We start from the raw sequence: 20,060 nt of genomic DNA on the forward strand, positions 1-20,060 counted from the left end.
GGCTTTCTCCATAATTTACTAAATCAATATCTTGAGGCATTGTCCTGTATGGTAAAGAGAAAAGCCGGTTTCATAAGCGGCTTGCCATAACCATCTTCCACGAATCGGTCGGGATGACTGCATTTCCAATGGAAGAAGTTGGTCGTCATTATTGATTATGTAATGCGCAAACCCTTTTCCAACCACTGTTCCTGTCGTGATACCACGTCCGTTATAACCGGTAACTGCCAATATGCCTGGAGCAGGCTCGAAAAGCCTAAGTGTATGATCAGGAGTGAAAGCAATTCTTCCTGTCCATGTGCACTCCCACTCCAATTTCCCAAGCTGCGGGAAATAGTGATCCTTCACACGGTTTGCCCAGCACTGTATATACGATAAGGGTTTATCGTCACCGCATCCCAGACTACCCAGGATCAACCTTCCTGCGCTATCTCGGCGAATGCTGCTTAGCACAGTGCGTGTATCCCATGCGCCTTGCCGCTCAGGCAGAATATCGGGAAGGATATCTTCCGTTAGCGGACCGGATGCCACTTGGAAGAAGTATCCAGGGAAGAAGTTGTTGCGTACCTGATTCCAAGCTTCTTCGGTGTAGGCATTGGTCGCCAGTACGATCCTTTGGGCCGTGATACTGCCCTTCGGTGTCGTGGCACGCCAAGCATCCCCAGTACTCTCCACCCGCAGGACTGGGCTCTGTGTGTAAATGTTCGCTCCGGCCGACTGAGCTGCGCGAGCCAATCCCCTTGTGTATGCCGTTGGGTTCAGCGTACCTGCTCGCCGATCGAGAAGCGCTCCCTTGATATGTTCGGTCCCTGTCAATCTCTGGCAGTCGTTGCCCTCGATAAGCTCGACAGGAGCATCGCGACTTTGTAGCTGGTCGCGGCGTCTCGCCAATTCCTTGGCCCCTTTGGCGTTGTGTGCCAAATGCAGTGTACCGGTGCGCGTTGCGTCACACGCGATATTGTGCTTTTCGATTATGTTGAAAACTTCGCCGGGAGCGCTACCAAGAACGGAATTGGCTCTTTCTCCATTTTCCTTGCCAAGGGCATCGACATTATCCTCCGGCGGGATCCAGAGGCCTGCGTTTACCAATCCGACACTGCGTCCTGAGCCACCGCTGGGGATCTCCTTGGCCTCGAGGAGAGAAACGGCCACACCTTGCTCGGCTAAATGGAGCGCTGTAGACAGTCCTGTAATTCCGCCACCGATGATACAGACATCGGTATCCTGCTGTGAGTCAAGTGTGGAAGAGACGATAGGTGATTCGAGGGATGTGGCTTCCCATAAACAACGTATTTCCATCAAGAGGCCTCATTCCAAATACGATGCCGGTGCTCATTCCTAGGCGAATACCCCCTCGGCACTTTCGAACCCAGGGGGTTAACCATCAATTAATCGAACTTTATGCCTTGGGCTAGAGGAAGCTCTCGAGAGTAGTTGACCGTGTTTGTTTGACGGCGCATATAACTCTTCCAGACATCGGATCCGGATTCACGTCCGCCACCGGTTTCTTTCTCACCACCGAACGCACCACCGATTTCGGCACCACTTGGCCCAATGTTGACATTGGCAATACCGCAGTCACTACCGACATCGGAGACGAAGGTTTCCGCTTCTCTTACATCGGTGGTGAAAATACACGATGATAATCCTTGCGGGACATCATTATTGATGGCAATGGCCTCATCGAGTTCGTTATAAGTCATGACATAGAGTATCGGCGCGAAGGTTTCGCTGCGGACGAGTTCATTTTGCTGTGGCATTTCCACGATGGAGGGAGAGACGTAGTAGGCCTCAGGGTATTGCTCGGCAAGCTGACGTTCGCCACCGAAGACTTTTGCATCTTGTTGGCGTGCCTTTTCCAAGGCATCTTGCATGAGTTCGAAGCTCTGCTTGTCGATTAGCGGGCCAACAAGTGCTCCGGAAAGCGGATCGCCAATGGAAATATTGGTATAGGCCTTCTTCAGGCGTTCAACGACTTCATCTTTGAGCGACGCATGAACGATCAACCGGCGAAGCGTCGTGCAACGCTGCCCCGCCGTTCCGACTGCAGAGAACAGAATGGCACGCACCGCCATGTCGAGATCGGCGCTGGGTGCCAGAATCATGGCATTGTTGCCACCCAACTCGAGGATACTACGGCCGAAGCGGGCGGCGACACGCGGACCGACTTCCTTCCCCATACGAGTGCTGCCAGTGGCGCTGATGAGCGGGACGCGCGGGTCATCTACCAATCGTTCGCCGGCGTCCCGGTCACCAATGATTACTTGGCTAAGGTTGGCAGGGGCTTCATCGCCGAATTTCTCCATGGCGCGTTCCAGCAAGGCCTGGCAGGCCAGGGCGCAGAGCGGCGTCTTCTCGGAAGGTTTCCAAAGCAGGCTGTTGCCACAGACCAGGGCCAGCGCAGCGTTCCATGCCCAAGGCGCTACCGGGAAGTTAAATGCGGTGATCAGGCCGATCGGGCCCAGTGGGTGCCAGGATTCACGCATGTGGTGGCCGGGGCGCTCGGAGGCAATGGTCAACCCAAAGAGCTGGCGGGACTGACCCACGGCCAGGTCGCAGATATCGATCATTTCCTGAACTTCCCCCAGGCCTTCCTGGAGGATCTTTCCACATTCCCAGGTAACCAGTTGGCCCAGGTCTTCTTTATGGTCGCGTAGTTGCTGTGCAAAGAGCCTTACCAGCTCACCTCGCCGAGGAGCAGGCACTTCTTTCCAGGCTTCGAAGGCTTGCTGAGCATTGGCAATTCGCTCATCAACAATCTCGGCGCCTTCCAGCGATACTTGTCCAATGACGCTGCCATCGATGGGGCTTCTAACCGCGTAACTCCCATTCCGGTACAGGTCGTGGGAGACACCGAGGCGTTTCATGATAGAGTCAATCATTCTTTCTCCTATCGTTCTTGTTGCCGTGTAAGGGGTGAATCCCAGTATCATAAGGGGCTTTGGGCTTAGGCAAACGACGTTTAAGATAGACGTCATTCCTAATTTTCATGAATATGGTTTTATCATGAGCCGCAGACACTTACCTTCATTGTCGTCCATGCAATGCTTCGAGGCGTCTGCTCGGCACCTGAGTTTCACCCGTGCGGCCGAGGAGCTGAACCTGACGCAAAGTGCTGTCAGCAAGCAGGTGGCTCAACTGGAAGCCACGCTGGAGCATAAACTGTTCAGGCGTGTGAGAAAGCGGCTTCAATTGACCCCGGAGGGGTCGTTGTATTTGACAGAAGCGCGCAAGATTCTTGCTCAGGTAGAGATGTCCACTCGGTATATGCTGTCTTATGGCGGAGAAAGCGAGGTGCTCAATGTCACCACGTTGCCTACGTTTGGTGCGCGTTGGCTGATACCGAGACTCAATGGATTTAGATATTCGCATCCAGGGATATATCTAAATATAACCAACCGTGTGGAACCATTCGACATGGATAAGGAGCGAGTGGACGTCGCTTTCTTTTATGGGCATGGTGCTTGGCCCAAGACTGAATGTATCAAAATACTCGACGAAGATGTCGTGCCCGTCTGTTCGCCTACGATCGTCCCGCAAATTCCTTTTGACGATCCCTTGCAGTTGACACAGCTAGTCCTGTTGCAGAGCGCTACCCGGCCCGAAGCCTGGCACGATTGGTTCGAAGCACAAGGCTATTATACGGAGCATAGCTACCATGGGCCTCGCTTCGATACGTTCTATATGGCAATTCGTGCTGCACAGGCTGGGTGTGGCGTCGCTTTGATCCCAAGATTCCTGGTGACGGAGGAGTTGGAGGAGGGGAAGCTGATCATCCCCTGGCATTTCTCGCTAAGAAGTCCTGATGCGTATTACATGGCTTGCCCAGAAAACATGGGTGAAGTAGCCAAAGTGAAGAACTTCATGGAGTGGATCATCGCCAGAGTTGATGGGTAGTTTTTATTTCTTTCGAGTTTCACTACGCCGAGCACGGGGATGGGCGGCATCGTAACTGTCGGCCAGGTGTTGCCAATCGAGCCGGGTATAGATTTGGGTCGTCGACAGGTTGGCATGACCCAGCAATTCCTGGACGGCGCGCAGGTCCTGGCTGGACTCCAACAAATGGCTGGCGAATGAATGTCGCAACCTGTGTGGATGCAGGTGCTCGGCCAACCCGCGCTCCTTGGCCAGGTGTGCCAGACGCAACTGGATGGCGCGATGCCCCAGACGCTGGCCGCGGATGCCGACGAACAGTGCAGTTTCGCCGCTAGCGGCCAGCTGGCCGCGAACCGTCAGCCAGGCCTCTAGAGCCGCTCTGGCGCGGCTGCCAACCGGTACTTGACGTGGTTTGCTGCCCTTGCCCATCACCCTTACCCGGGGGCCTTGGAGTTGGTCGAGGTCGAGTGCTGCCAGTTCGGCTAGACGTAGTCCGCTGGAGTAGAACAGCTCGAGCATCGCCTGATCGCGGCGTGCCAGTGGCGTGTCGTCATGCGGTGCATCCAGAAATTGTGCCAGCCGATCGACATCCAGCGGATGCGGCAGGTGTTTGGGCTGGCGCGGAGCTTGGGTCAAGCTGACCGGATTGTGGGACAAGCGCCCAAGGCTGACCAGATACTCAGTGAAACGTGACAAGGCAGCACGGCGCCGAGCCAGGCTGCGCGGTGCAAGACCGCGTGAGCGCTCGCGACCAAGGAAGCGGCGCAACAGGGCAGTATCCAAGGCGTGCCAGCCAGGCAGGTCTTGCTCCGCAGCGAAGGCAGTCAGGGCAGCAAGGTCGCGACGGTAGGCGTCGAGCGTCGCTGGGCTGGCGCTTTGGGCCAAGTCGGCGAGAAAGGCCTCGATATCGGCCCGCAGAACCGACTCGGTCATGCCTGGGCCCTCAACCATGGTCAACGTCCTTAGCCATGCCGAGGTTCTGCCAGCCGTACCAGCAAACGTGCTATGACCTCGCCCAGGTACTCGGTAAATAGGGTGTCGAGGCTGGCACGAAAGTACTCCGGGTCAGGACTGGCCAGCACCAGGTAACCCAGAGGCTCGCCAAGGGTCAAACGGGTCAGAGCACAGGAGCCGGCTTGCTCGGGAGGGGGGGCATGTGGCAATAGGCGTTGCCAGTCGGTGCGACTTAGACGTGTACAGCGGCTGGTTCGACCGTCGAGCAAGGCGGCCAGCCGCAGACCCGCAGCGTCGTCGAGTACGTGGCGGGGTGCCTGGGGGGGACGTGGTTCGCGGTCAGTTAGTGAGGCAGGACACCATAATGCCACCGCTGGGGTGCGGAAGCGCTCGCTGAGCTGGGTGGCGAGTGCCTGACCCAGAGCGTCGTTATCTTCCGCCTCGAGTAGGGCAAGAACCAGCTCTCGGGTTCGCCGGTATTGGGCTTCGTTGTGGCGCGCTGAGTCGAGGAGCTGTTCGAGGCGCCACTCGGCGCTTTCGGCGCGCGCACGCAGGTCATGGATCAGGCGTTCGAGTAGCGAGGTGGCGCCGCGGGCTTCAGGATGCGGCACCTTGAGCTGTTGCAACAGCCCTTCGCGACCGACGAAGAAATCGGGGTGTCGGGCTAGCCACTGGGCGACCCGGTCGGGATCCAGCGTCTGACGTGGTTCTGGAGCCTGGGCACGAGACATGCAGGATTCTCCTGTCACTGGGGTGGCGAGTTCAGTTCAGCGCCACTCGTCCATCGAAGACACGTTCGGCGGGACCGGTCATCTTGAGATTGGCATCGCCACCGGCCCAGGCGATGGTCAGGTCACCGCCGCGCAGATGCACGGTCACCGGGCTATCCAGCAGGTCCTGGCGAATACCGCAGGCCACCGCGGCACAAGCACCGGTGCCACAAGCCAAGGTCTCCCCGCTACCGCGCTCGAACACTCGCAAGCGGATTTCCTGGCGCGAGACGATCTGCATGAAGCCGGCGTTGACACGCTGAGGAAAGCGCGGGTGCGCCTCGATCAAGGGCCCAAGACGTTCCACTGGAGCTTGCTGCACATCATCCACGCGCAACACGGCATGTGGATTGCCCATCGAGACCACCCCGACTTCCAGGCGCTCGTCATTGACGACGAGTTCGTGCAGCATCCGGTCCTCGGCGGCATCGAAGGGCAGTGCCGACGGCGCGAAGCGTGGCGTGCCCATATCGACGGTTACCCGGTCATCGTCCTCCACGACTAGCGTCAGCGGCCCGCCAGCAGTTTCGACACGAATCTCGCGCTTGTGCGTCAGGCGTTGATCGCGCACGAAGCGAGCGAAGCAGCGAGCGCCGTTGCCACAGTTCTCGACTTCGCCGCCGTCGGCGTTGAAGATCCGGTAACGAAAATCCATGTCCGGGTTGAGCGGGGGCTCGACGGTCAACAACTGATCGAAGCCGATGCCGAAGTGGCGATCGGCCAGGTGGCGGATCTGCTCGTCGCGCAGCCGCGCACGCTGGGTAACCAGGTCGACGACCATGAAGTCATTGCCCAAGCCATGCATCTTGGTGAAGTGCAGCAGCATCACTCTGTCTCCGACCCCTTGCTGGGTAGCAGGGACTCGCCGGCCCACAGATCTTCGAGGCGTTCGCGTCGGCGGATCAGGTGGGCCTGATCGCCATCGACCATTACCTCGGGTGGGCGCGGGCGACTATTGTAATTCGAGGCCATCACGAACCCATAGGCTCCTGCCGAGCGTACCGCCAGCAGGTCGCCTGCGGCAATCGCTAGTTCACGATCCTTGCCCAGGAAGTCACCGGTTTCGCAGACCGGTCCGACCACGTCGAAGGTGTTCGTTTCGCGGGTTGACCGGGTATCGACCGGTAGGATCGTCTGCCAGGCCTGATACAGCGCGGGGCGGATCAGGTCGTTCATGGCCGCGTCGACGATAGCGAAGTTCTTGGTTTCGCCGGGCTTGAGAAATTCGACTCGGGTCAGCAATACCCCGGCATTGGCGGCGATCGAGCGCCCTGGCTCGAACAGCAGCGTCAACTGCTGTTCGCCATGACGTTGGGCAAGCCGCTCGAGCAGCGAGGCAGCGTAGTCGAAAGGAGCTGGTGGATGTTCGTCATGGTAGGGCACACCCAGGCCACCACCGAGATCCAGGTGCTCGACTGTAATGCCACGGTCCTTGAGCCGGTCGAGCAATACCAAAAGGCGATCCAGCGCGTCGAGGAAAGGCGAAAGCTCAGTAAGCTGAGAGCCGATATGGCAATCGGCCCCCACCACACGCAGGTTGTCCATGCCAGCGGCAATTTCGTAGACCTTGAGCGCTTCGTCGACGGGAATCCCGAACTTGTTGGCCTTGAGCCCGGTGGAGATGTAGGGATGGGTGCGTGCATCCACATCCGGGTTGACGCGCAGTGAGACCGGGGCAATTTTGCCCAACTTCCCGGCAACACGATCGAGTCGTTCAAGCTCGGACAGCGACTCCACGTTGAAGCACTTGATGCCGACCTCCAGTGCGCGGGCCATCTCGCCTTCCTGCTTGGCGACACCGGAGAATACTACCTTGGCGGGGTCGCCGCCGGCTGCTAATACACGTTCTAACTCACCTTGAGAAACGATATCGAAGCCAGCACCGAGACGTGCTAATAACCCCAGCACTGCCAGGTTGGAATTGGCCTTCACGGCATAGCAGATCAGGTGTGGATGACTACCCAATGCCTCGGTATAAGCCCGAAAATGTCGCTCCAGGGTCGCTCGTGAATAGACGTAGCAAGGGGTGCCGAAGCGTTCGGCGATATCGGCCAAAGAGACTTCTTCGCCGAACAGCACCCCGTCGCGGTATTCGAAATGGTCCATGCTCAGTTCTCGTCTTCGCTGTCGCTGGCGGTATCACTGCCGTTCTGGGCGTCTTTGTCGTTGTCCGCTTCCTCGCGCGCGGCACCGGTGCCGTAGCGCTCTTCGGCCGCTTCGTCGCCAGGCAGATAGAGCGGCCCTTTCTGTCCACAGCCGACAAGTGCCAGCAACAAAGCGGTGATGGCAAGCCAGCGCATCTCAATTTTCCTCACGCAGGGCCGTCAACGAATCCCGCGCGCGTTGCGCTGCAGCGCGGACCTGATCCGGGGCGGTGCCGCCGATATGGTTGCGCGCGGCGACCGAACCCTCGAGCGTCAGCACCTCGAAGACGTCATCGTCGATCGATGTGGAAAACTGGCGCAGTTCGTCGAGGCTCATCTCGGACAGGTCCTTCTTGTGCTCGATACCATAGGCCACCGATTGGCCGACGATCTCATGGGCATCGCGAAACGCCACGCCCTTGCGTACCAGATAGTCGGCCAGGTCTGTGGCGGTGGAAAAGCCCTTACGTGCGGCTTCATACATGTTATCGGACTTGGCTTCGATCGCTGGCACCATGTCGGCAAATGCCTTGAGACAACCCTGCACGGTGTCGAGGGTGTCGAACAGCGGCTCCTTGTCTTCCTGATTATCCTTGTTGTAAGCCAGCGGCTGTGACTTCATCAGTGTCAGTAGGCCTATCAGGTGGCCATAGACACGCCCGGTCTTGCCACGTACCAGCTCCGGGACATCGGGGTTCTTCTTTTGCGGCATGATCGATGAACCGGTGCAGAAGCGATCGGGTAGGTCGATGAAGTCGAACTGGGCGCTGGTCCACAGCACCAGTTCCTCGCTCATGCGCGACAGGTGCATCAAGAGCAAGCTGGCAAACGCCGTGAACTCGATGGCGAAGTCGCGGTCGCTTACTGCGTCGAGCGAGTTTTCGGCCGGACGCTCGAAGCCCAGCAACTCGGCCGTGACATGGCGATCGATGGGGTAGGTAGTACCGGCCAGTGCGGCGGCGCCGAGCGGCATCACATTGACCCGCTTGCGGCAGTCGCGCAGACGTTCCTGGTCGCGAGCCAGCATCTCCTGCCAGGCCAGCAGGTGGTGGCCGAAGGTGACTGGCTGTGCGGTCTGCAGATGGGTGAATCCGGGCATGATGGTATCGGCCTCACGAGCTGCCAACTCGATCAGGCCCTTGCGCAAGCGCAGCAATTCGCCATCCACCGCGTCGATGGCGTCACGTAGGTAGAGGCGAATGTCGGTGGCCACCTGGTCGTTGCGTGAGCGACCGGTGTGCAATTTCTTGCCAGTAATGCCGATCTTTTCGGTGAGGCGTGCTTCGATGTTCATGTGCACGTCTTCGAGCTTGACCGACCAGGCAAAGGTACCGTCGGCGATTTCCTGGCCGATCTCCTGGAGTCCGGCGATAATGGCGTCACGCTCGGTTTCATCGAGCACACCGACTCGGGCCAGCATGGTGGCGTGGGCAATGGAGCCTTGTATGTCGTGCTGGGCGAGGCGCTGGTCGAAGTCCACCGAGGCAGTGAAACGCTCGACGAAGGCATCGGTGGGTTCGCTGAAACGTCCACCCCAGGACTGATTGGTTGGCTGCGACATCGAACTGGACATCCTGCATGGTTGAAGTGAGGAGTTGCAGGGAAGTGTACCAGAGTCGGCCAGACAGGTGAGGGCGGATGCAGGGGGACATGCCAGGGTCGTGGCAGGCATTTTTCCTGATCCGGCGCGTGCTTTATGATAAGGGATCAATAGAACCCAGACAGGCCGCCCACAGGGGGATCATCGTGCTCGCCGACAACATCCTGCGTATCGCTACCCGCAAGAGCCGCTTGGCCCTTTGGCAGGCCGAACACGTTCGTGACCGCCTGCAAGCGGTACACCCCGGGCTCGAGGTGGAGTTGGTCGCCATGTCCACCCGTGGCGACAAGATCCTCGATACGCCGCTGGCCAAGGTCGGCGGCAAGGGGCTGTTCGTCAAGGAGTTGGAAGAGGCGATGCTCGATGGCCGTGCCGATATTGCCGTGCATTCCATGAAGGATGTGCCCATGCACTTTCCCGAAGGGCTGGGTCTGTCGGTGATCCTTGAAGGTGCCGAGCCTACCGATGCCTTCGTCTCCAACGACTACGACTCGCTCGAGGCTCTGCCTGAAGGTGCACGGATCGGTACCTCGAGTCTGCGTCGAGGCCTGCAATTACGCGAAGCACGGCCCGATCTGGAGATCCTCACGTTGCGTGGCAATGTACAGACCCGCCTGGGCAAACTCGACGCCGGCGAGTTCGACGTCATCATCCTGGCAACCTCCGGCTTACGTCGTTTGGGCCTGGGGGAGCGGATCGCTATGGAATTGCCGCCCGAGGTATGCCTGCCAGCTTGTGGGCAGGGGGCACTGGGAATCGAGTGCCGCACCGACGATGCCGAACTGATTGCCATGCTGGCACCACTCGACGATCCCGTCACCGCCACACGGGTACGTGCCGAACGCGCCATGAATACCCGCCTGGATGGCGGATGTCAGGTGCCTATCGGCGGTCACGCGGTGTTCGAAAGCGATGGTCGGACCTTGTGGTTGCGTGGTCTGGTGGGTAGCCCTGATGGTACCCAAGTCTTGCGTGCCGAGGGCCGGGGGGCGGCCAGTGAACCGGAAGCGCTGGGGGTACGGGTTGCCGAAGACCTGCTCGAGCAGGGCGCCGGTGAGATTCTGGCTCAGGTCTATGGCGACGCTTGAATGGGTATGCGGCCGCGGGTTCTGATCACGCGACCGGGCAGGCGGGCCCTGCCCTTGACACGTGCCATTACGGCATTGGGAGCCGAGGCAATACTACTCGATATCATGCGCCAGGAAGCCCTGCCCGAGTCTCAGGCCATGCGCAATGTCTGGCTAGACTTCGATCAATTCGCCAAGGTAGTGGTGGTCAGCCCCTTTGCTGCCGAGTGCCTGGCTGAATCATTGGATCGCTATTGGCCGCAGTTGCCGGTGGGTCCACAATTCTATGCCGTTGGCCGCGCCACTGCCGAGACATTGCATGAGCGGCTTGGCGTACGCGTGCACGTGGCGGCCCCTGGTCGGGGGGATACCAGCGAGGCTCTGTTGTCACTGCCTTCGCTGCAGGCGCCCAACGAGCAAAAGGTGTTGTTGGTGGCCGGCGTTGGTGGCCGCTCGTTGCTGGCCGAGACACTCGAGACACGTGGCGCGCGTCTCACGCGTCTGGCACTCTATCGGCGTATTCTCGTGCCGCCAGACGATACCAGCGTCCGTTTGCTGACACAGGGCGATTTCGATGCGTTGGTGGTGAGCAGCGGAGAAATACTCGAATATCTGGCAGGATGGTGTACTCGAGCAGCGTTGAACCAACCGCTAATCGTTTCCAGTCAGCGTTTGGCTACACTGGCCGGCAGCCTGGGATTTTCCGCCCTTCATGTGGCGCCAGGTGCCATGCCAGCCGCTCTGGCGGCGGCGGTCGCCGAAGCTTGTGACCTGAATGGTGCCGATGTCGATCATGACGATCTTGAAAAAGGCTAGCGATAGATGAGCAAGCAACCACACGATCAGGACAAACAGCAGGCGCCTAGCGGCGCAGATGCTTCCCGCTCGGACAAGGACGAGTCGACGTCGGCACCTTCCGAGACAGCCGGGGATTCCACGTCGGATTCTGCTTCCCAAGCGTCGAATACCGATAAGCCGAGGCAAGGGCGTAGCCGTCAAGGCGGCAAGAGTGCCGCGGCCAACCAAGCGGCATCCGAGCCAGTGGCGCCAAAGGAAGGTGACAAGAAGGACGGCGACGAGGAGAAAGGTACTAACGGCAATGACAAGCCCTCTGGTACCGACAAGCCCGATACCGAAAAGAAAACCAGTGGCACTGACAAGAAAGCGGAGACTTCCACCTCTGGCAGTGGTTCGTCGCGTACCGACAAACCTGCTGCCGACGACACGGTTGACAAGCGCAAGACAGATAAGACGCCCCCCCCGAGCGGTGGGGGCGGAGTCTCCGGGGGTAGTGGCACTTCGGGTAGAGGTGGCCGGTCTGGCAAACCCTTGGCTGTTGCCGCCCTGGTGCTGGCGGTCGTGTTGGTCGTGGCGGTGGGGCTGGGCTGGCAGCGACTCGAAGCGCAGCAACAACGTCTGGCAGAAGTGGAGGCCAATGCCGAGGCGATTGCCGGGTTGGAGTCGCGGCTCGAGTCCAGCGAAAAGGAGCGTCAGGCTTCTATCGATGAAGCCCTGGCATCGTTGCGCAACGAGTTCAGCGATTACCGTAGCAATGTCGACGAGACCCTGGATCGGGTTCTCGATGAGCTGTCCAGTCAGCAGCAGACCGACGAGCGTGAGTGGTTGCATGCCGAAGCTGCCTACCTGCTGCGCCTGGCCAATCAGCGTCTGCAATTCGAGCGTGACGTCGAAGGTGCTGCGGCGTTGTTGCGTACGGCAGATGCGCGCCTGCGTGACGCCGACAACCCGGCCCTGGTGCCTGTGCGTCGGGAAATTGCCTCCGAACTTGCGGCGTTGGACGCCGTACCGCGTATCGACCGTACTGGCCTGTATCTGTCACTCAATGCCCAGCAACAGCAACTTGCCCGTCTGCCGCTCAAACAGGACATCGAACAGATTGCTGCCCAGCCGGGTAATAACACGCCACCGAGTGGCGGTTGGCAGCAGCAGTTGGCGCGCTTTGCCGGGGAGCTCAAGGAACTGGTCACGGTACGAAGACATGACGAGGCGCTCGAAGCGCTGATCACGCCGGAGCAGGAGTCCTACCTGCGGCAAAACGTGCGACTGGTGCTCGAGCAGGCGCAACTGGCGCTGCTCAGGGAAGAGCCGGAGCTTTACCGCGCAAGCCTCGACAAGGCATTGCGCATGGTTCACGACTATTACGCCACCGACCGCAGTAATGTTCAGACCTCGGTCGATCGCTTGAGCGAGTTGCGCGAGGCATCGATTCGTCCCGAGTTGCCGGACATCAGCGGTTCCCAGCAAGCATTGGCCACTTTCATCGAGCGTCGCTTCGAGTCGCCGGCCAATGGCGGAGGGGGAGACGAAGCATGAGAAAGCTGATTCTCCTCGTCGTTTTCGGCTTGGCCATCGGGGCGCTGTTCGGACAATTAATGCACTCCTTCCCTGGCTATTGGCTGGTGCGAGTCGGCGACACCTCATTCCAGACATCGTTCTGGTTCGGGCTGATCCTGCTGTTGGCGGGTTTCCTGCTTCTGCATTTCATTTTGCGAGTGCTGGTGCGATTACGACGCCCCGTGAGCCGGCTCAAGGTCTGGAACAGCCGAACGCGCCACCGTAACGCCATGAAGCGCACCGTGCGTGGCCTGGTGGCATTGGCCGAAGGGCGTTGGAAGCGTGCCGAGAAGTCCTTGGTCAAAGCCGCCAATGATTCCAGCACGCCCTTGGTCAATTACCTCTCGGCGGCACTGGCGGCGCACTACCAAGGCCGCTATGAGCAGGCCGACACTTTGCTCAAGCGCGCTCATCTGAGTACCGAAGGTGCCGATACCGCCGTGGGCATGGTGCAGGCGCAGTTGATGCTCGACCGACAGCAGTTCGAGGAGGCCCTTGCCACGCTGACCCGGCTCGACAAGCAACTGCCGAATCACCCGCAGGTGCTCAAGCTCCTCAAGCAAGCCTACTTGAGCGTTAGTGATTGGGACGGTCTGCGACGATTGACGCCACGTCTGGCCCAGCAGCAACTGATAGCCGACGAAGAGCGCCAGGAACTCGAGCAGCGCGCCTATCGTGAACTCATTGTCCAGGCGGCACGCAATCCCAACGACATAGAACGGGTGCGTAGCCTTTGGGCTGACATGCCGGACCACCTGCGTGGTGACGTGGAGCTGGTGGTGCTGTACGCCGAAGCGCTGGTCCGCGGTGGTGAAGAAAGCATTGCCGAACGATTGTTGCGTCATTCGCTCAAGGAACACTGGGATCCACGTCTGGTATTGCGTTATGGGTTGCTCAACGTCGATGCCGCACGTCAATTGATGTATGCCGAGAAATGGCTGCAGGAACGCCCCAACGACCCGGATCTATTGCTTACGCTGGGGCGGTTGTCGCTACGCAATGCCTATTGGGGCAAGGCACAGGAATACTTCGAAGCCAGCCAGCGGCAGCGTTCCAGCGGCGTCGTGTGTGCCGAGCTGGCCAGGTTGTATGCCAATCTCGGCGAACACAACAAGAGCCAGCTCTACTACCGCCAGAGCGTGGAATTGCTCGACAAGTCGCTTCCTGCCTTGCCTCAGCCCAGCGACACCAATCGCTAAGCCTGACGTTTTGCTCTCCTGGGCGCCGAGAGGCGTCCTTTTTTATACACCACCCATTGTCTGCAATGGGTGGTGTATTTGCTTTGTGGATATACGGCATCACATTTCCGTGTTGTCCAATCGGTCAAAAATTGCCTACGCTGTGGTGCGGGCCATGATTCTGACCAAAAGGTCAAATTGCTGGCATCCTGATTCCAATGACACGATAACCGCTTCTAGCACTCTTGTTATCCACTCCAACAACAATGGGACCGCACCATGGAACAGACCTCGACCGCTCGTCCTGAAGCCCCGCGACATACGACTACCGGATCTGCCACGGGGGAAAGCTGGCTGGATACCTACTTTGGCGTGAGCCGCCGGGGTTCGAGTCTGCGTACCGAGATCCTGGCTGGAATCGCCACTTTCCTGGCTTCCATGTACATCATCGTCGTCAATCCGGCTATCCTCAGCGACGCTGGCATACCCTTCTCGGCGGCGCTGTCGGCCACCGTGCTGATCAGTTTCATGAGCAGCCTGGCGATGGGCCTCTACGCGCGCAACCCGATCCTGGTGGCGCCGGGCATGGGTATGAATGCGCTATTCACCTATACCCTGGTGCTCGGTGCCGGCCTGTCCTGGGAAGTGGCACTGGGCTGTGTGTTCTGGTCCGGGGTGTTGTTCGCGCTGCTCGCGATGTTCAACGTGCGCAAGGCGATCATCGAGGCGATCCCAGCCTCACTGCGCTATGCGATTACCTGTGGCATTGGCCTGTTCATCACCTTCATTGGCTTCAAGAACGCCGGCTTCATCGTCAGCAGCGAGGCCACTCTGGTGTCGTTGGGCAGCTTGGAGCCGTCGTTGATCACCTTCTTCATCGGCATGATGGCCACGGCGATCATGGTAATCCTGCGTTTCAACGGGGCGCTGATCCTGGGCATTGCCTTGACCACGTTATTGGCGGCGCCCATGGGGCGTCTGTGGGGCGAGGAAGTGGTCGTGCAGTGGAGCGGTCTGGCCGCCTGGCCCGATTTCAGCGCGGTGATGAAGGTTGATATCTGGGGTGCCCTGAAGGTGGCCTATCTACCGTTCATCTTCGTGATGTTGTTCACCAACTTCTTCGACGCACTGTCATGTTTCATGGCACTCTCCGAGTCGGCCAACCTCAAGGACAAGGACGGCAATCCGCGCAACCTCAAGCGCTCGATGACAGTCGATGCCTTCGCTTCGATGGTCGCCGCGCCCTTGGGCACCAGTGCCGCCCAGACCTTCATCGAGTCCGGTGCCGGTGTGGCACAGGGCGGTCGTACCGGTCTGGTGGCGGTGGTCATCGCTTTGCTGTTCCTGCCGTTCCTGTTCTTGTCGCCGCTGCTGTCACTGGTGCCAAGCATTGCCACCGCGCCGGCCCTGGTGCTGGTCGGCCTGTTCATGCTGGCGCCGATCACCAAGATCGACTGGACCCGCTACGACCAGGCCTTCCCGGCATTTCTGGCGATCATCCTGATGCCGCTGACCTATTCGATCACCCTGGGAATCGCCTTCGGTTTCCTGAGCTTCGTGCTGATCAAGGTTTTCACCGGGCGCATCGAAGAGATCAAGCCGGCGATGTGGGCCTCGGCGGCGCTCAGCGTGGTGATGCTGGTCACCACACACTGAACCAAGCCGGTACGCCGCTACCGCCAATGAAACAGGGGGCTGCCATTCGGCAGCCCCCTGTTTCATGAGAGATGAGATAGCGTCAATCCTCGTCGAAGTCACCCTTGAACTTCGGGTTGGGCTGGGAGCGGGGGTCGTCACTGTAGTCCTTGCCGTCATCGGCACTGGGACGCGCTTCCCGTGCGACGTGCAAGCGGGCTGGTGGTGCGGTACCGTCCTTGTCCTCGCCAAAGTACAGCGTGGTGTGTGGGAAGGGGATCTCGATCCCGGCAGCATCGAAGTGCATCTTGACCAGGCGATTGTAGGCACGGCCGGTCGCCCACTGGGTGCCTGGTGTGGTCTTGATGCGCACACGGATATTCACCGAACTGTCGGCCAGGGCAATAACGCCGGCCACTTCCAGCGGTGCCAACAGGTTCATCTTGTGCTCGTCGTCGCTGGCTAGCTCGTCGAAGGCCTCACGTAGCCGGACAATGGCTTCATCGATATTCTCGCGGTAGGCGATGCCGTACTCGCCGACATGATAGGCGAACTCGCGCATGTAGTTGGACACCGTGTCGACGCTGGAGAATGGAATGATGTGATAGGTGCCCGATAGGTCACGGATACCAACCGAGCGGATGCTCAGCCGCTCAGCGGTGCCGGTGATACCCCCTACGGTGACCACGTCGCCAGTATTCATGGCATTCTCGACCTGGATGAAGACACCAGTGATGATGTCCTGCACCAGTTTCTGGGCGCCAAAGCCGATCGCCAGACCCAGCACCCCCGCACCGGCGATCAATGGGCCGATATTGATGCCGAGTTCCGAGAGCACGATCATCACCGTCAAGGTGATGATGGCAACGGCCAGGGCGTTGCGGAACAGGCTGAGTAGGGTTTTGGCCCGTGCTGACGGTTCTCCACCTCCCGCATCAGGATTCAGGCGATGCTCGATCAGGCTGGCCAAGGTGAGCCAGATGGCCGCCGCCACGACCAGGATCACGCCGATGCTGATGACTCTACCGATCAGATCACGACCAGACTCAGACGCATACCAGGCGCTCAAGTCAAAGGCGCCCCATGCGCTCAGCACCAGCATGACGACGATTACCAGAATGATCGCGCGGATCACCCGCAGTGCGTTGGGAATGTAGGAGTTGAGGCGTGGTTCCAGCTTCGGCAGTTTGTGGCGCAGATCTTCGGGCAGGGTGATGCGCCGACCGATGGTCTGGGTCAGCAGGCTGGAGATCAGGATGCCGGCACCGACGATCAGCAGTGTCTTGAGCGTGGCCAGCATCACGAAGGGGAGTGCATCGGCCGGGCGAACCAGGGTCAGCACCAACACCATCAGGAAATAGGCAATGGCGATCCAGTGCCAGACCCGGGCGAACAGGCGCAGTGACAGGCGCGTGGCATTCATGGTGGTTGTTTCCGCCTTTGCTTCGATGGCACGGCGTATCTTGAGGCGGTTCTTGACCACCACCACAACGGCATAGACAAAGGCGCCAAGCATGATCAGGGTGCCGATTCCCTGCCCCAGAGCCGGCGACAGATAGACATTGATCAGCGGCACGACGACCAACAGCCCGTAACCGACGAGGCCGATCAGGCGGGCGATCCAGCGATTCCAGTACGAGGCATCGCTGGCCGTGATCGGCAGCAGGCGCAGTCCTTCGTAGTGTGACGAGAACAGCATGCGTATGGCTGCCTTGAGCAGCTCGATGACCAGGAAGGCATTCAGAAACAGCGAGGCGCGGGTCGAGAGTTCACCGCTTTCGCCTACCGCGAAGGTGGCGATCAGGTTGCCGCCGACATAAGCCAAGGCCACGACCAGCACGTCGATCGCAGCAGCAACTGCCACGGCGATCACCAGACGTAGAACAGGCGTGAGCCCCTCTCCCTGCAGTGACCATTGGCTGACGCGGGTGAATCCTGGCCTGGCGAGGCGTCGGAAGCCCATGAACAGCACGAAGGTGGCCAGGATCACCAATGCGAGGTTGAGCGCTGCATTGGTGAAGGCCTCCATATCGAAAGCGCCCTCTCCCGAGGTGGGGTCGCCGCTGAACAGTGCTCCAATGACTCCGAGCAAGTTGTTGAATTGGCTGCCGATCTCTCCAGCGATACCGCTGGTGGTTTCAGCAAGGCGTCGGGGCAGCGACGTCTGCTCGTCGCTCTGTCCGCCCGAGCTTGCGGCATCGGTGCCTTCCGTTGCCGGCGCTTTCTCTCCGCCGCTTTGGGATCCGGCCCCTTCAGTTTGTGAGGCCAGGTTGCGTAGTTGCTCGATCAGCTTGTTGCGGGCCTGCTCGTTCTCGAGTAGGTCGGCCAATGTCGAGTAGGCAGGGGTAGCGGATTCCTCACTCTGTTGGGCCTGGATGGGGGAGCTGACGACCATCGCTATCATCAGCACCCAGCTTGCCAGCAAGCAGATAAGGCGTGATTGAAGCACGCTTGGACCTCCATGAATCAGCGTGAGAAGGCGGGACCGATCAGAGGTGCCATGCACTTGGACTCGGGGCCCCGAGTGTCTGGCGTCGAGCATGTCACATGCTGTACAAATATTGTACATGATGCGATGCTTACGCCAGATTATAGCGAAAGACGCTTTGAGTGACAGATAATTGCAACCTTTCGCCGTCCAGGGCGGGGGCGTGTTTATGCATATGTCGCGCTGTTGGTGATGCGCGAGGTACTCCTAGTGTCAGCAGGCGTCAGTCATCGTCGTCGTCTTCATCTTCTTCATAGGGAACTAGTGGTGAGTCCTCGTCGCATTCAGGCTGGTGCTGGAAGGTCTGGGTGACATCGAGAAGCCCCAGGTGCTCGATGGTGCGGCGCCCCAGCAGCATTGGATAAAGCATGTTGCTGCGGTTGCGCAGGCTGAAGTCTTCCTCGTAGAGAGTATCGCCGACACAGATCGTCATGATCACGGTAGGGCGTCGGGACTCCCCGCCAGCACCGCGCAGGATCAGCTTGCGGTTGACCTCGCGCTCTAGGACTTCAGACGTTACCTCGCCAGTCTCCTCGTCCTCTAGTTCAAGACGAAAGCGTACCCACTCCTCGCCATCCTTCTGAAAACGTTCGATATCGCGGGCGTCCAACGATGAGGTCAGGGCGCCACTATCGAGCTTGGCCTTCACTTCGACCCCCCAAGGCTCGACGGTGGCTTTCTCCACCCAGCCAAAGACCTTCTGCTCGTCATCGGCTTGGGCCAGGGAGGTGGTACACAACAACAGCGCGCCAGCCGTGGCCTTCAGCGCTCGATAGATTCCCTTGTGCGTCACATTGACTCTCCTCTGCTTGGAACACAGCAACATGGGAGTAGCGGAAACAAAAATGATTCCATTCGAGGGGGAAAGTGGCAAGCGGTCTAGATAACGTCTTGCCGAACTGCTGCTAAGCTGTGTTTGTGGTCTTGCGCAAGGCGGGACGCTTGTTCAGGTGGAGAAGCCGCCATGACCGAGAACTCATACGGTTCAGCACAGAGGACGGAAGCAGCCCGTCGGGGCTGGGACTCGGTGGCCTATGGCTGGCAAAAGTGGGCCCCAACTATTGAACTGGCAGCCCAAGTGGTCAACGACCGACTGGTGGATATGGCGCAGCTCGAAGCCGGACACAAGGTTCTCGACATTGCCACGGGCTATGGCGAGCCTTTGATGAGCATCCTAGAGCGGGTGGGCTCCAGCGGAGTGGTCGTGGCGACGGATCTTTCGCCAGAGATGATCGCGCTCGCCCGTGAGCGGGTTGCCAAAACGGGAATGTCGAACGTTTCCTTCTATGCGTGCAATGGTGAGGTACTGGAGATTCCGGAAACCGGTTTCGACGCCGCACTGTGCCGGTGGGGATTAATGCTGATGGCCGACCCGGATGCGTGTCTGAGTCGGGTCCATGAGTTGTTGAAGCCAGGTGGTCGCGTTGCCATGGCGGTTTTCAGTGAGCCCGCGAAGACGCCGTTGCTGTCGGTTGCAGGTGCCACTGTGCGCCGTGCGACCGGTATCGGGCCGCCGAATCCCGACGAACCGAATATTTTCCGGCTCGCCGACAGTGCGGACCTTGAACGGCGATTCCATTCGGCAGGCTTCCGTGAGATAGCACTCGAGCAAGTCGCTAGCGAATGTGTCCATGACTCCCCCGATGCCTATGTCCGCTTCCTGCAGGATGTTGCCCAAGACATCGTGAGGCTCACCGAAGGGCAGTCTCCTGAGCAACAGCAAGACACCTGGCAGGCTGTCGTCGAGGCGGTTCAGCCATATCAGGCTGCAGACGGTCGAGTTCATCTTGGCCTCGAGTGTCACTGTATCACCGCTCGCAAGCCGCATGATCCCGAGATAGCTTGGTAAATTTCCAGACCGGCAAGAGCTATGCCTCGATTGTTGGCCGCTACCAGGCGGTCATCGGAAAAGCTGACCACACCATGGCCGAAACAGACCAAACTATGCCCTATAAATGAAATCAGCCGCTCGTAAGCGGCTGATTTCATTGCT

The 20,060-nt window shown here is 59.3% G+C and carries 16 protein-coding genes and 1 pseudogene; 7 read left to right on the forward strand and 10 right to left on the reverse strand.

The genetic code is table 11. The features are described from left to right. Positions 1-18 precede the first annotated feature (18 nt). Together amaA and amaB are read right to left on the reverse strand one after the other, a co-directional pair. Positions 19-1,299 carry an L-pipecolate oxidase gene (amaA, locus tag L861_RS22600; RefSeq protein ID WP_016418994.1) on the reverse strand — a complete coding sequence of 427 codons (1,281 nt, stop codon included), beginning with the start codon at positions 1,297-1,299 and terminating at the stop codon, positions 19-21. Positions 1,300-1,388: 89 nt separating this feature from the next. Then, a complete protein-coding gene (gene amaB / locus L861_RS22605; protein WP_016418995.1) occupies positions 1,389-2,882 on the reverse strand; it encodes an L-piperidine-6-carboxylate dehydrogenase in 1,494 nt (497 codons plus the stop codon). Positions 2,883-3,006: 124 nt separating this feature from the next. On the opposite strand from amaB, the gene gcvA reads away from it, so the two are divergent. Continuing rightward, the gene (gene gcvA, locus L861_RS22610) at positions 3,007-3,897 is read left to right on the forward strand and encodes a transcriptional regulator GcvA (RefSeq protein ID WP_021029269.1); all 891 of its coding nucleotides are present in this window, start codon (positions 3,007-3,009) and stop codon (positions 3,895-3,897) included. Between the two features lie 3 nt (positions 3,898-3,900). Here gcvA and L861_RS22615 read toward each other — a convergent pair whose 3' ends face one another. From L861_RS22615 to argH, 6 genes and pseudogenes are all read right to left on the reverse strand, one after another. After that, positions 3,901-4,809 carry a tyrosine recombinase XerC gene (locus L861_RS22615; protein ID WP_035569305.1) on the reverse strand — a complete coding sequence of 303 codons (909 nt, stop codon included), beginning with the start codon at positions 4,807-4,809 and terminating at the stop codon, positions 3,901-3,903. A 29-nt stretch (positions 4,810-4,838) separates the two neighbouring features. After that, positions 4,839-5,561, reverse strand: a complete 723-nt coding sequence (locus L861_RS22620) for a DUF484 family protein (protein ID WP_016418998.1) — start codon at positions 5,559-5,561, stop codon at positions 4,839-4,841. A gap of 31 nt (positions 5,562-5,592) precedes the next feature. Further along, positions 5,593-6,426, reverse strand: a complete 834-nt coding sequence (gene dapF, locus L861_RS22625) for a diaminopimelate epimerase (RefSeq protein ID WP_016418999.1) — start codon at positions 6,424-6,426, stop codon at positions 5,593-5,595. Further along, positions 6,426-7,706, reverse strand: coding sequence for a diaminopimelate decarboxylase (lysA, locus tag L861_RS22630; protein ID WP_016419000.1), 1,281 nt, complete (start codon positions 7,704-7,706; stop codon positions 6,426-6,428). The genes dapF and lysA overlap by 1 nt, the downstream gene beginning before the upstream one ends. Before the next feature lie 89 nt (positions 7,707-7,795). Beyond that, positions 7,796-7,900 (reverse strand): annotated as a pseudogene (lptM, locus tag L861_RS25365) (LPS translocon maturation chaperone LptM); the annotation flags it as partial. Position 7,901: 1 nt separating this feature from the next. Then, entirely contained in the window at positions 7,902-9,305 is a 1,404-nt protein-coding gene (gene argH / locus L861_RS22640) for an argininosuccinate lyase (RefSeq protein ID WP_016419002.1), read from the reverse strand. Between the two features lie 185 nt (positions 9,306-9,490). On the opposite strand from argH, the gene hemC reads away from it, so the two are divergent. From hemC to L861_RS22665, 5 genes are all read left to right on the forward strand, one after another. Further along, positions 9,491-10,432, forward strand: coding sequence for a hydroxymethylbilane synthase (gene hemC / locus L861_RS22645; RefSeq protein ID WP_027947797.1), 942 nt, complete (start codon positions 9,491-9,493; stop codon positions 10,430-10,432). A gap of 6 nt (positions 10,433-10,438) precedes the next feature. Next, the gene (locus tag L861_RS22650; protein WP_027947796.1) at positions 10,439-11,227 is read left to right on the forward strand and encodes a uroporphyrinogen-III synthase; all 789 of its coding nucleotides are present in this window, start codon (positions 10,439-10,441) and stop codon (positions 11,225-11,227) included. A gap of 6 nt (positions 11,228-11,233) precedes the next feature. Further along, positions 11,234-12,745 (forward strand): uroporphyrinogen-III C-methyltransferase, encoded by a 1,512-nt coding sequence (locus L861_RS22655; RefSeq protein WP_016419005.1) that lies wholly within the window; start codon positions 11,234-11,236, stop codon positions 12,743-12,745. After that, positions 12,742-13,965, forward strand: a complete 1,224-nt coding sequence (locus tag L861_RS22660; RefSeq protein WP_016419006.1) for a heme biosynthesis HemY N-terminal domain-containing protein — start codon at positions 12,742-12,744, stop codon at positions 13,963-13,965. Before L861_RS22655 ends, L861_RS22660 begins: the two co-directional genes overlap by 4 nt. 258 nt (positions 13,966-14,223) lie before the next feature. Further along, on the forward strand, positions 14,224-15,600 hold the full coding sequence (locus L861_RS22665; RefSeq protein WP_016419007.1) for an NCS2 family permease: 1,377 nt from the start codon (positions 14,224-14,226) through the stop codon (positions 15,598-15,600). Positions 15,601-15,682: 82 nt separating this feature from the next. Here L861_RS22665 and ybiO read toward each other — a convergent pair whose 3' ends face one another. Continuing rightward, positions 15,683-18,028: a mechanosensitive channel protein gene (gene ybiO, locus L861_RS22670; RefSeq protein WP_016419008.1), complete on the reverse strand. Its 2,346-nt coding sequence runs from the start codon at positions 18,026-18,028 to the stop codon at positions 15,683-15,685. 262 nt (positions 18,029-18,290) lie between these two features. Next, positions 18,291-18,893 carry a retropepsin-like aspartic peptidase RloA3 gene (gene rloA3, locus L861_RS22675; RefSeq protein ID WP_051149400.1) on the reverse strand — a complete coding sequence of 201 codons (603 nt, stop codon included), beginning with the start codon at positions 18,891-18,893 and terminating at the stop codon, positions 18,291-18,293. Positions 18,894-19,031: 138 nt separating this feature from the next. Here rloA3 and L861_RS23875 point away from each other — a divergent pair, with 138 nt between their 5' ends. Next, on the forward strand, positions 19,032-19,916 hold the full coding sequence (locus tag L861_RS23875; RefSeq protein WP_016419010.1) for a class I SAM-dependent methyltransferase: 885 nt from the start codon (positions 19,032-19,034) through the stop codon (positions 19,914-19,916). Positions 19,917-20,060 lie beyond the last annotated feature (144 nt).

Origin of the sequence: Litchfieldella anticariensis FP35 = DSM 16096 (assembly GCF_000409775.1) — a bacterium.
In the GTDB taxonomy this organism is placed as follows: Bacteria; Pseudomonadota; Gammaproteobacteria; order Pseudomonadales; family Halomonadaceae; genus Litchfieldella; species Litchfieldella anticariensis.